The organism is Pseudomonas sp. SID14000 (assembly GCF_002165135.1).
Lineage (GTDB): Bacteria > Pseudomonadota > Gammaproteobacteria > Pseudomonadales > Pseudomonadaceae > Aquipseudomonas.
Map to the genome: position 1 here is coordinate 202,477 of NZ_NFZQ01000011.1, position 12,248 is coordinate 214,724.

Annotated in this window: 13 protein-coding genes; all 13 read right to left on the bottom strand. The window is 60.6% G+C overall.

Annotated elements, in window-relative coordinates:
- Positions 1-11: 11 nt before the first annotated feature.
- On the bottom strand, positions 12-929 hold the full coding sequence (locus CAY82_RS18145; protein WP_218190839.1) for a radical SAM protein: 918 nt from the start codon (positions 927-929) through the stop codon (positions 12-14).
- 1,382 nt (positions 930-2,311) lie between these two features.
- Positions 2,312-3,094 carry a TatD family hydrolase gene (locus CAY82_RS18150; RefSeq protein ID WP_087502461.1) on the bottom strand — a complete coding sequence of 261 codons (783 nt, stop codon included), beginning with the start codon at positions 3,092-3,094 and terminating at the stop codon, positions 2,312-2,314.
- 30 nt (positions 3,095-3,124) lie between these two features.
- Positions 3,125-4,111, bottom strand: coding sequence for a DNA polymerase III subunit delta' (locus CAY82_RS18155; protein WP_087502462.1), 987 nt, complete (start codon positions 4,109-4,111; stop codon positions 3,125-3,127).
- Positions 4,104-4,736 (bottom strand): dTMP kinase, encoded by a 633-nt coding sequence (tmk, locus tag CAY82_RS18160; protein WP_087502463.1) that lies wholly within the window; start codon positions 4,734-4,736, stop codon positions 4,104-4,106. Before tmk ends, CAY82_RS18155 begins: the two co-directional genes overlap by 8 nt.
- Before the next feature lie 9 nt (positions 4,737-4,745).
- The gene (gene mltG, locus CAY82_RS18165) at positions 4,746-5,942 is read right to left on the bottom strand and encodes an endolytic transglycosylase MltG (protein ID WP_087502464.1); all 1,197 of its coding nucleotides are present in this window, start codon (positions 5,940-5,942) and stop codon (positions 4,746-4,748) included.
- A gap of 4 nt (positions 5,943-5,946) precedes the next feature.
- Positions 5,947-6,762 carry an aminodeoxychorismate lyase gene (gene pabC / locus CAY82_RS18170; protein ID WP_087502465.1) on the bottom strand — a complete coding sequence of 272 codons (816 nt, stop codon included), beginning with the start codon at positions 6,760-6,762 and terminating at the stop codon, positions 5,947-5,949.
- A complete protein-coding gene (fabF, locus tag CAY82_RS18175; RefSeq protein ID WP_010952938.1) occupies positions 6,762-8,006 on the bottom strand; it encodes a beta-ketoacyl-ACP synthase II in 1,245 nt (414 codons plus the stop codon). Before fabF ends, pabC begins: the two co-directional genes overlap by 1 nt.
- A gap of 188 nt (positions 8,007-8,194) precedes the next feature.
- Entirely contained in the window at positions 8,195-8,431 is a 237-nt protein-coding gene (gene acpP / locus CAY82_RS18180) for an acyl carrier protein (protein ID WP_043214413.1), read from the bottom strand.
- Between the two features lie 203 nt (positions 8,432-8,634).
- Positions 8,635-9,375, bottom strand: a complete 741-nt coding sequence (gene fabG / locus CAY82_RS18185; RefSeq protein WP_003247160.1) for a 3-oxoacyl-ACP reductase FabG — start codon at positions 9,373-9,375, stop codon at positions 8,635-8,637.
- A 15-nt stretch (positions 9,376-9,390) separates the two neighbouring features.
- The gene (gene fabD, locus CAY82_RS18190) at positions 9,391-10,329 is read right to left on the bottom strand and encodes an ACP S-malonyltransferase (RefSeq protein ID WP_087502466.1); all 939 of its coding nucleotides are present in this window, start codon (positions 10,327-10,329) and stop codon (positions 9,391-9,393) included.
- 127 nt (positions 10,330-10,456) lie between these two features.
- Complete coding sequence (gene plsX / locus CAY82_RS18195; RefSeq protein ID WP_016715138.1) at positions 10,457-11,467, bottom strand: phosphate acyltransferase PlsX; 1,011 nt, start codon at positions 11,465-11,467, stop codon at positions 10,457-10,459.
- A 3-nt stretch (positions 11,468-11,470) separates the two neighbouring features.
- Positions 11,471-11,653 (bottom strand): 50S ribosomal protein L32, encoded by a 183-nt coding sequence (rpmF, locus tag CAY82_RS18200; RefSeq protein WP_003247154.1) that lies wholly within the window; start codon positions 11,651-11,653, stop codon positions 11,471-11,473.
- Between the two features lie 13 nt (positions 11,654-11,666).
- Positions 11,667-12,194 carry a YceD family protein gene (locus CAY82_RS18205; protein WP_012313431.1) on the bottom strand — a complete coding sequence of 176 codons (528 nt, stop codon included), beginning with the start codon at positions 12,192-12,194 and terminating at the stop codon, positions 11,667-11,669.
- Between the last annotated feature and the right edge of the window lie 54 nt (positions 12,195-12,248).

The window sequence follows — 12,248 nt, forward strand, 5'->3', positions numbered from 1 at the left end:
CAGAACGCTATTTAGCCAGCCAAAAACATTGGCAACTTGAAAACAGCTTTGCGCGAATTACAACCCCTACAGATCTCCATATTACCAAGCTGCTTCACCCTGCTCTTAACAACCTTCTTAAGGTTGTCATGATCAATATGACCTATATTGGAGAGATGACCGAAATCCTGGAAACAACCAAGTATCTCTCCCTTATAACTGATACTGACACTGCCATCACCGACGGCGCAGAAATTTCGATTTTCCAGCGTACCCAGCAGCGCATTCAGCATAAACTTGACCTTGCCCATGCCTGTTTTGTATTCACTCTCAGACAGGTTCAAGCCCAGCTCACGTACGAGTTTCTGACGATATTCACTTTCGAGTTTAGCGTTGATATCCCCGCCTCTATTCCAGAGTGGGAACAGGTAGATGCGCTTGAAGCCCAGGCTGCGCAGGTGTGCGACAGTTTCTGGCAAGGTGCTGTAAATCACGGGACCACCTGTCAGATGGACAATTACCTTATCCGCCGCCGCCTCGGCCAATGCCGCGATGTTGCGCCATATTTTCTCGTAGCTCAGACCAATGTGGACCTTGTCGAAAACCGATTTCTCTATTGAGCTGACAGACAGCCTGATAACATCAACATTTTGTACACAGGCATCGATATTCCGTTGATTGAAGGTGACCGCCGTTGTCGTCACATCTGTCAGAACGCCTGAGCGGCGCATCATTCGTAAGAGCTCATGAAATTCTGGGTGAATGGTCGGCTCACCTCTACCTGCCAAGTCCAGCTCCCAGACATAGGAAGGGTCTATTTGCGAAACTATTTTGTCCATGGTTTCCAGCGAAATAAAGCCATAGTCTTTAATCACTGAGCGGGGGCACATACTGCATGCCGCCGGGCACGAAGGCGTCGCTTCGACATTAACAAGTACTTTCTTGAGCACGGACTGTTCCCTCCATTGATATTTATATTCCTTATGGAGCCCCCGGACTGCCGGCGCATCCAAACAACTCAGCCTATCCGCTCTTCGGCCACCCCATTACCTTCCGTCATTTGAAATATGCGCGCCTGGTTCAACGCCTCAATTGGCGCCAAACGATAAAAGCGTCATAGCGATTCACGGATGTAACATTACATTCAGGAGGCTTTCGACTCTCCGGAAAGTATTCAACTCGGGTAACGCATGAGGTGCACAACGAGAGCCCCGGAGCTGAAGTACAACTCCATGCCCTACCGCTATCCTGACGATAACTCCACGCAAACAGAATTAAACGCTGCAGCAGCAGACATCAAAGAGGGGAAAAGTGGCCCAAGAACAGGAAAAAACTCTGAATGGATGTAACACGTATAGCGCTGTGTCATAGTTAATTCCTTTTAACTTTAGCCTAGCGGCCCAACTGGCCAAAACATGACGATGGATTTTTTACATGCTCCAGGATGAGCATGTCAACCGCCGTCTGGAAAATTTAATCTGCGCACACTCTCAGCACACGCGGACATCTGGCACTACCCGAATGATGCTTAACCAGCGCCCCAATGTTCTGTCTCACAAATAAATATCTTTTTATGCGGTGGCACCATGACGTGCTGTCTCAAAAATAAATATCCCATTTAAATATGCTTACCCAATTTACCCGAACGCGGGTGCAGATATTAATTCATAACATGTCGTGTTCATTGACAACGAGCAGGCGAGTTTAACCGGCTGGGTCAATAGGCCCTTGAACCAAAGCGGCGGCAGCGTCAACTCAACATACGAAGTGGCAAGCGCCATGGCCATGTTTTCGTTCAGCACGGCACTAAGCCGCCCGTGCCTTGGGAACACGAAAGATGAAGATACCCATGCAAGATTCAACGCACCCAAGAGGTATGGCAGGCGCGATTAGCGAGAACGTTTTATCCGAGACAGAACACTCGATACTCCCAGGTTCTGTGCGAAATCCCGGGGAGCTCGATCGTCACCCCTGCTACGCTAAGATTTTGTAAAATCCCGCAGAGCTGAATGGTCGACTCAACCGCAGTACGCGCACCCCGAGCCTCATCTGGCGCTTGGAACATGCTATGCGCCGTCAGTCACCGTTGCGCCTGCTTTCCGGCTATCAGATCATTGGCGTCAGCCACACCAAACCACTGTTGGACGAGGTCAATATCCCCATCCAGTCAACGTGAGCACCCACGTAAACACTGTAAAGGGTTGCTTGCCGACAAGGGCTACGAAGCCGAAACGCACGCCGCTAAAGGGGGCGTTTGAACCTTCGCACGCTCAAAAGCAGGCGCTGGAGGAGAAGCAAGAACGCTCAGGCTTCGACACTGTGATGGATGTTGTCAGGCCACGCGTGCCAGCGGGAACAGGCGCTTGAAGTTGATCGTAGTCTGTTCGGCCAACTGCTCATAGCTGGCCCCCCGCAACGAAGCCACATATTCCGCCACCTCCCGCACATACTGCGGCAGGTTAGGCTTGCCGCGGTGCGGAATCGGCGCCAGATACGGTGAATCGGTTTCCACCAGTAGCCGATCGACCGGCACTTGCCGCGCCACCTCCCGCAGGGCATCGGCATTGCGGAAAGTGACGATGCCAGACAGCGAAATGTAGTAGCCAAGGTCCAGCGCAGCCTTGGCCATCTCCCAGTCTTCGGTGAAGCAGTGCAACACGCCCGCCTGCGGCAGATTAGCCTCGCGCAGCAACGCCAGGGTGTCGGCGCGCGCCGCGCGCGTGTGCACGATCACCGGCTTGCCGGTCTGCCGCGAAGCTTCCAGGTGCAAGCGGAACGAAGCCTGCTGCAACTCGGCAGCCTCCGGTTCGTAGTGATAATCCAGCCCGGTTTCACCAATCGCCACCACATGTGGATGAGCCAGCTCGCGCAGCAGCCATTCCAGCGCCGGTGTTTCGCCCGGTGCCAGGTCCAGTGGGTGTACGCCCACCGAACAATCGACATCAGCGTACTGCTCGCTCAGCGCCTTCACCGCACCAGCATTCTCGGCACTGACGCCAATACACAGGAAATGCCCGACCCCGCGCTCACGCGCCGCCTGCAGGGCAGCATCGAGGGAGCCCTGGTGGGCGCTCAGGTCAAGACGGTCGAGGTGGCAATGGGAATCTACGAGCATGGGATGACGGCACACATGAAAAAAAGAAAATCAGCGGGCACCCGGCAACTGTAGCCAGTGGGCCAGCAGCGATTCAAGCAGCAGGGCACGGTTGAGGTTGGCCTTGCCCAGCACCTTCTGGCGCTGTTCCAGGATCCACGCCTGCACCTCCAGCACCTTGGCCTGGCGGCTCTTCTGCGCCAGGTACTGCACCACCTTGCGCATATCGGCCAAGCCTAGCCCCTCCTCGTCCTGGGTCAATTGGTAGCGCAGGATCAGGTGCGCCCAATCACAGAACCAGTCGAACAGCAGCAACAGCGGCACGCCGTTCCAGGCGTCAGCCAGCTGGCTGGGCGATTGCTGTTGCTTGAGCAACTTCTTCACCCCGTCGGTGACCAGCGCGCGCTGCTCGCGCACGCCTTGCGCCTGCAGACTGACCGCCATCAACGGCGAACCGGCAGCCAGGGCCAGCAACTCGTCGCGCTCGACCTCGTCACTGTCGGGCAACGCGCCAGCCAACCAAGCCTGACTCTGGGCCAGGCTTGGCTGCGGGCAAGCGACTTGCTGACAGCGGCTCTTGATGGTTGGCAACAGGCGGCTGGGCTGGTGGGTGACCAGCAGCAGCACGGTATCGCCAGAGGGCTCCTCGAGACTCTTGAGCAGAGCGTTGGAGGCGTTGACGTTCATCGCCTCCACCGGCTCGATCAGCACCACCTTGCGCCCCCCCAACTGCGCGGTCTGCACCACGAAGGCCACCAGCTCTCGCACCTGGTCGACCTTGATCGGCTTGTCGGCTTCTTCGGGCTCGAGGACAAAGTTGTCCGGGTGGCTGCCGGCCTTGAGCAGCAGGCAGGACTTGCACTCGCCACAGGCCTCCAGGGCTTGTGGGTGCTGGCACAGCAGGCGGGCCATCAGGCGCTCGGCCAGGGCGCGCTTGCCAATACCCTGCGGCCCATGCAGCAGGTAGGCGTGAGCGTGCTGGCTACGGCCGGCCAGTTGCTGCCAGAGGGCCTGCTGCCAAGGATAGGCCTCAGCCACGGCAACGCTCCACGATGCCTGGCAGCAGCGCATCGATGGCACGCTGCACGGCCTCCAGAGGTTGGGCGGCATCGAGCAGGTGATAGCGCTGCGGTTCACGCTCAGCGCGCTGCAGGTAGGCCTGGCGCACCGCTTCGAAGAACGCCTGGCCTTCCTGCTCGAAACGGTCCAGGCGGCCACGGGCGGCGGCACGGGCCAGGCCCACTTCGACCGGCAGGTCGAATACCAGGGTCAGGTCCGGGCGCAGATCGCCCTGGACAAATTGCTCCAGGGTGGCGATACGCTCGACTGGCAAACCACGCCCGCCGCCCTGATAGGCGTATGTGGCATCGGTAAATCTGTCACACAAAACAACGGCCCCGCGGGCCAGCGCCGGCCGGATCACCTGCGCCAGATGCTGGGCACGTGCAGCAAACACCAGCAGCAGCTCGGTGTCGACCGCCATGCTTTCATCGCTGGGCGCCAACAGCAGCTCACGCACCTTTTCGGCCAGCGGCGTGCCGCCAGGCTCGCGGGTCAGCACCACGTCCAGGCCTTGCTCACGCAGGCGCGCAGCCAGGTAGTCGCGGTTGGTGCTCTTGCCCGCGCCTTCGGGGCCTTCCAAAGTAATAAACAAGCCGCTCACAGGCAGTCCTTAATGTTGTTCGTCAGGCATCGGCCGTTCGGCCGCTTGCGCGCCGCCGGCAGGAGCATCCTGCACAGGCGGCTGATCGGTCGCTGGCTGCGCAGTGGACTCGTCCGCAGGCGCCTCGGGCAGTTCGGCCTCGCCGGCACCCGGCTGTGGCTCTGGCTGCGATTGCGGCGCGGGGCTGGAGCGGTAGTCCGCACGGCGCTTGAGCTGGAATTCGCGCACCGCCGAGTTGTGGTCGTCGAGGTCGTCGGAAAACACATGGCTGCCATCGCCACGGGCGACGAAGTACAGGCTGGTGCCATCGGACGGGTTGAGCGCCGCGTGAATCGCCTCGCGACCGACCATGGCGATGGGTGTCGGCGGCAGGCCGGTCATGGTGTAGGTGTTGTACGGCGTCGGCTCGCGCAGGTCGGCGCGGGTGATCTTGCCGTTGTAGCGCTCACCCATGCCGTAGATCACCGTAGGGTCGGTCTGCAACATCATGCCCAGGCGCAGGCGCCGTACGAAAACCCCGGCGATCTGCCCGCGCTCCTGGGGAATGCCGGTTTCCTTCTCCACCAGCGAGGCCATGATCAGCGCCTGGTACGGGTCACGGTATGGCAGGTCGGTGGTGCGTTCGGCCCACTCCTTGGCCAGCACTTCATCCAGGCGCATATAGGCCTGCTGCAGCAACTCGACATCGCTCATGCCGCGCACGAAGCGGTAGGTGTCCGGGAAGAAGCGCCCCTCGGGGAACACGCCAGTATGGCCGAGCTTATCCATGACTTCCGCGTCGGACAGGCCGTCCAGGGTGTGCTTGATCTTTTCATGCTTGGCCACAGCCGAGCGCACCTGGCGGAAGGTCCAGCCTTCGACCAGGGTCAGGTTGTACTGCACCACATCAGCCCGACGCCAGGCATCGAACAGTTGCTCCACGGTCATGCCGGGGGTCAGGCGGTACTCACCGGTGTGCAGGGGCGTGCCGGCCATGTTGAAGCGCCAGTACAGGCGCAACCAGACGGCGTCGTCGAGCAACCCTTCGTTTTGCATGCGATAGAACATGCGGTTGGGGGTGGTGCCATTGGGCACGTCGAGCAGGCGCTCCTGCGTAACGTGCAGGGGCTGCTCCAGGACCGAGTTGACCTTCCAGGCCGACCAACCCATAGCCAGGCCGGCGAGGATCAAGCCCATTTCCAGCAGCAGCAGGAATTTACGTCTCACGAATTCAGGTTTCCAGTAACGTACGGGCAACGGCCTGCAGTTTACGGGTGAGCGGGCCCGGCGACCAGTTTAGCGCGGCAACGCCACGCACAGGCCAGACACCGTAGACGCTATTGCAAACAAATACTTCTTCTGCCTGCTCCAGCGCGTCGAACGGCAAGTCGCAGACCTTCACCGGGATGCCCTGCAGCGCTGCCTGCTCCAGCAACGCAGCCCGCATCACGCCAGCGACGCCACAGCGGCTGAGATCGGCCGTGAGCAGTACGCCATCGCGCACCAGGAACAGATTGCTGTACACCCCTTCGATCACCCTGCCCTGCCCGTCACGCATCAGGCCTTCGGCATGTTCGCTGTCCTGCCATTCGGCACGGGCCAGTACCTGCTCTAGGCGGTTGAGATGTTTGAGGCCAGCCAGCAGCGGTTGTTCCCCAAGCCGGGTCTGGCAGGGGAACAAGCGCACGCCGTGTTCGGCATGTTCGACAGGATAGCTGGGCAACGGGCTGCCCTGCAGGATACGTCGCGGCGCGGCATCGGCAACCGGGGCGTAACCGCGCTGGCTGTCGCCACGGGTAATGATGAGTTTGACTACGCCATCACCGAGCTGGCTGGCATAGCGCAGGAGTTCGTCGCGCACCAGCGCCAGGTCGGCGCTGATCGCCAGGCGCTGGCAACCCAGCGCCAGGCGTGCAAGATGGCCGTCCAGCAGGCTGGGCCGGCCGCCACGTACGGCGATGGTTTCGAACAGGCCATCGCCGTAGGCCAGACCGCGGTTCTGCAGGTTGACTGCAACCGCTGGCTGGCCATCGATCCAACTGTGCATCAACCGGCGAACCGGCGGAATACCAGCGAACCGTTGGTGCCGCCAAAGCCGAACGAGTTGGACAGCACCACATCGATCGGCATGCTGCGCGCCTGGTGCGGCACGAAGTCGAGGTCACAGCCTTCGTCCGGCTCGTCCAGGTTGATGGTCGGCGGAGCCATCTGGCTGTTGATCGCCAGCACGCTGAAGATCGCTTCCACGGCACCGGCGGCGCCCAGCAGGTGGCCGGTCATCGACTTGGTCGAGCTGACCGCCAGCTTGTAGGCATGCTCACCGAACACACGCTTGATCGCCGCCACTTCGGCCACGTCGCCCGCAGGGGTCGAGGTGCCATGGGCGTTGATATAGCTGACTTCTTCCGGCTGGATGCCGGCATCGCGCAGGGCGTTGGCCATGCAACGGGCAGCGCCTTCGCCGGAGTCAGGTGGCGAAGTCATGTGGTAGGCATCACCGCTCATGCCGAAGCCGACCAGCTCGGCATAGATGGTCGCGCCTCGGGCCTTGGCATGCTCCAGCTCTTCGAGTACCAGGGCACCGGCACCGTCGGACAGCACGAAGCCGTCACGCCCCTTGTCCCATGGGCGGCTGGCCCGGCTTGGCTCGTCGTTGCGGGTGGACAGTGCACGCGAGGCACCGAAACCGCCCATGCCCAGGCCGCAGGCGGCCATTTCGGCGCCGCCGGCGATCATCACGTCGGCTTCACCGTATGCGATGTTGCGCGCGGCCATGCCGATGCAGTGGGTGCCAGTGGTGCAGGCAGTGGCAATGGCGTAGTTCGGCCCTTGCAGCCCCAGGTGGATCGACAGGAAGCCCGAGATCATGTTGATGATCGAGCCCGGGACGAAGAACGGCGAAATGCGGCGCGGCCCCGAATCGTGAAGGGTGCGGCTGGTTTCTTCGATGTTGGTCAGGCCGCCGATACCCGAACCCATGGCGACGCCAATGCGCTCGCGGTTGGCGTCGGTGACCTCCAGGCCGGCATTACGCACCGCCTGGAAGCCCGCAGCCAGGCCGTACTGGATGAACAGGTCGAGCTTGCGGGCCTCTTTCGCCGACAAGTATTGCTCAACCTCAAAGCCTTTCACCGAGCCGCCAAAACGGGTGGAGTAGGCAGACAGGTCCGTGTGTTCGATCGGACCGATGCCACTGCGGCCAGCCAGAATGCCCTGCCAGGTGCTCGGTACATCGGTACCCAGTGGCGACAGCATACCCATACCGGTGACCACGACGCGTCTACGCGACACAGTACTCTCCTTTTCTAATAACAGAGTCTCTTGCCATTGCATTCAAGCGCTGGAATGAAATGGCAACAGGCTCTTGGTGCGCGGTAAACGAGGCCGGCCTGCAAAACGCAGGACGCTCGCAAAGAAAAAACCGCACGCCGGCAAAGGCAGTGCGGTTTTTCCCGACAAGAAGCGTCGACTAGAGCGTCTTAGGCCTGGTGGCTTTTGACGTAGTCGATAGCAGCTTGAACGGTAGTGATCTTCTCGGCTTCTTCGTCAGGGATTTCGGTCTCGAATTCCTCTTCCAGAGCCATCACCAGCTCAACGGTGTCAAGCGAATCGGCACCCAGGTCATCGACGAAGGACTTCTCAGCAGTCACTTCTTCTTCCTTGACGCCCAGTTGCTCGGCGACGATTTTCTTGACGCGTTCTTCGATGGTGCTCATACCTAGTTTTCACTCCTAATGGACATATGTCAGGCAGCTGGCCGGTGGCTAATTTTATAGAAAGACGTTCGCTTTTCAAGCTAAACGCACCTTCACACCAGTCACTACACCCGCTGCCTGGAATCTGGTTGCAGCTTTATAACGGATTTTAGGCTCGCAGTATGACTCTTTTTTTACGAAATCCGTCACATTGAGTTGCAGTGTTACATGTACATCCCGCCGTTGACCGGCACGGTGGCGCCGGTTACGTAGGCTGCGCCGTCGGATGCCAGGAACGAAACCACCTTGGCAATTTCGTCGGCCTGACCCAGGCGGCCCAGCGGGATCTGGGTCTGCAGGGCTTCGCGCTGCGCTTCCGGCAGCTCGCGGGTCATGTCGGTGTCGATGAAGCCCGGGGTCACCGAGTTGACGGTGATGCCGCGCGAGCCCACTTCACGCGCCAGGGCGCGACTGAAGCCTTCCAGGCCGGCCTTGGCGGCCGCGTAGTTGGCCTGACCGGCGTTGCCCATGGCACCGACGACCGAGCCGATGCTGATAATACGACCCCAACGTGCCTTGGTCATGCCACGCAGCACGCCCTTGGACAAACGGTAGAGGCTGTTCAGGTTGGTATCGATCACGTCGAACCACTCGTCGTCCTTCATGCGCAGCATGAGGTTGTCGCGGGTGATACCGGCGTTGTTGACCAGGATGGCTGGCGCGCCGAACTGCTCGCCGATTGCGGCCAGGACAGCTTCGACCGACTCGGCGCTGGTCACGTTCAGCTCCATGCCAGTACCGGTGATGCCGTGTTCTTTCAGGGTCGCCGCGATGCGCTCGGCGCCGGAAGCGGAAGTGGCGGTGCCGATCACGGTCGCGCCCTGGCGACCCAGTTCGAGGGCGATGGCCTGGCCAATACCACGGCTGGCGCCGGTAACCAGTGCAACTTTACCTTGCAGGCTCATGCAAGCTTCTCCAAATCAGGCCAGCGCCGCGCGGGTGGCGGCGACGGCGTCAGGGGTATTGAGGTTGTAGGTGGTCACGCCGTCAGCGCAACGCTTGTTCAGGCCAGCCAGGACCTTGCCCGGGCCGCACTCGACCAGGTTGACGGCACCGTTCGCAGCCAGGGTCTGCACGCACTCGACCCAGCGTACCGGCTGGTACAGCTGCGCCAGCAGGTCGCGCTTGAGGGCGTCGAGATCAGCTGCAACGGCGGCAGTGACGTTCTGCACCACAGGAATCTGCGGGGCGTGCCATTCGATGGCGTTGACCGCCTCGGCAAAGCGGTCGGCAGCCGGTTTCATCAGCGCACAGTGCGACGGCACGCTGACTGCCAGCGGCAGGGCGCGCTTGGCCCCTTTGGCCTTGCACAACTCGATGGCGCGATCGACGGCGGCCTTGTTGCCGGCGATGACCACCTGGCCTGGCGAGTTGAAGTTGACCGCGCTGACCACCTGGTCTTCGGCCGCTTCTGCGCAGATTTCCACGACCACGGCGTCGTCCAGGCCAAGAATGGCGGCCATGGCGCCATGACCGGCCGGCACGGCTTCCTGCATCAACTGGCCACGGCGCTCGACCAGGCGCACGGCATCTTTCAGGCTCAGGCTACCGGCGGCAACCAGGGCACTGTATTCACCCAGGCTGTGACCGGAGACGAAGGCCGGCTTCGCACCGCCCTCTTCCAGCCACAGGCGCCACAGCGCGATGGACGCGGTGAGAATGGCCGGCTGGGTCTTGTCGGTCTGGTTGAGTTGATCTTCCGGGCCTTCCTGAACCAGCTTCCACAGGTCGTAACCGAGTGCCTCGGACGCTTCCTTGAAGGTTTCGATGATCACTGGCTTCTCGGCGCCGAGCTCGGCGAGCATGCCCAGCGACTGGGAACCTTGACCGGGAAAGACGAATGCGAGAGATGCAGACATTGAACAAGCCCTTATGATCTTGTCGTCGGATAGGGTGCGCCAGGCCCTGGGCCAGGCGCGGAATCTGAAAACTTGGATGGATACACAGACCAAGCGGTCACATTTAAGCACTTCATGGGCAAAATGCCTAAGGCAACAGGTCTTCGAGGCGCCCATGCAAGCGCTGCGGCAGGTTTTCCTGTATCTCGATCAGCGCCCGCTGGATGGCACTCTGGAAGCCCTGCACGCCCGCCGAGCCATGGCTCTTGATGACGATGCCCTGCAACCCCAGAAAACTGGCACCATTGTGCCGCGCCGGCGCCAGGTCGGCCTGCAGACGCTTGAGCAGCGGCATGGCCACCGCCCCGGCCGCCCGCGACAACACGCCACCCTTGAACAACTGCTCGATGCGCGCAGCGATCATCGTCGCCAACCCCTCGCTGGACTTGAGCAGGATATTGCCGACGAACCCATCGCACACCACCACATCGGCCTCACCACGATACAGCCCGTCACCTTCGACAAAGCCCACGTAGTTAAGCCCACGGGCATTCTGCAACAGGCTGGCAGCCAGCTTGACCTGCTGATTGCCCTTGATGTCCTCGGTGCCGATGTTCAGCAGCGCTACTCGCGGCCGATGCACACCCAGGGCCTGAGCAGCCACCGAGCCCATCACGGCAAACTGGTAGAGGTTTTCGGCACTGCAATCGACATTGGCCCCCAGGTCGAGCAACTGGCAGTAACCCGCCTGAGTCGGAATCGCCGCCACCATGGCGGGCCGGTCGATACCTGGCAAGGTCTTGAGCACGAAACGGGACAGCGCCATCAGCGCGCCAGTATTGCCGGCACTGACGCAGGCCTGAGCCTTGCCGTCACGCACCAGTTCGAGGGCGATGCGCATCGACGAATCCGGCTTGCCCCGCAATGCCTGGGAGGGCCGCTCATCCATGCCGACCACCTCGCTTGCGGCCACGATTTGCAGGCGCGCGCGATCCGCAGCCGCAAGGCCACTGACAAGATCTTCAAGGAGGGAGGGTTGACCGACGAGGGTCAGGTGCAGCGAGGGGGTAGCCGAAAGGCAGGCAATGCTAGCCTGGACAATGCTGCGGGGACCGAAGTCCCCGCCCATTGCGTCGATCGCGATGATCTGAGCGGACAAGGATTACTCGTCAGCGCCCTTGTCGACCACTTTGCGACCACGGTATACGCCTTCTGGCGAAACGTGGTGACGCAGGTGAACTTCACCGGTGGTTTTCTCTACCGACAGCGCGTTTTCCGACAGAGCGTCGTGCGAACGGCGCATGTCACGGGCAGAGCGGGATTTTTTGTTCTGCTGAACAGCCATAATTGATTAACTCCTAAACGTTTGGGTCACGCTTTAACTGCGCCAAAACACTGAACGGGTTGGACCGCGATACCTCGTCCTTGCTCGATTCGGGCTCGTCTGCGCCCGCCGGCTGCTGGCATTCTTCCGGATGATGAGCAGGCACGATTGGCAAGGCGAGCAGAAGCTCTTCCTCGATCAATGCCTGCAGATCCAAAGGATCTTCGCCCAGTTCCAGCACGTCATAGCCTTTCGGCAACGACTGGGTATTCGCACCCTCCTTTACCACGGCGTATGTACATTCGCTATGGATCGGCAGGGTGACCAGCTCAAGACAACGCTGGCAAACCATCTTGACTTCGACGTCCAGTTCGCTGTGGATAACCACCACGTGCTGTTCATCTCGTTCAAAATCGAACTTCGCCTGCACCGTACCGACATTGTCGGAAAGCGGGTCGCAGAGTCTTTCCAAATCAGCGAGTTGCAGCGAACCGTTAAGGGTTACGCCACGATCGGCTAATTTGCGCGGGTCAACGTGAGGTGGAATCGGGTCATTCAACATAGGCGCAGCATTCTAGGGATGCCCCCTGCCCCTGTCAAAGGAAATTCGGCGGCA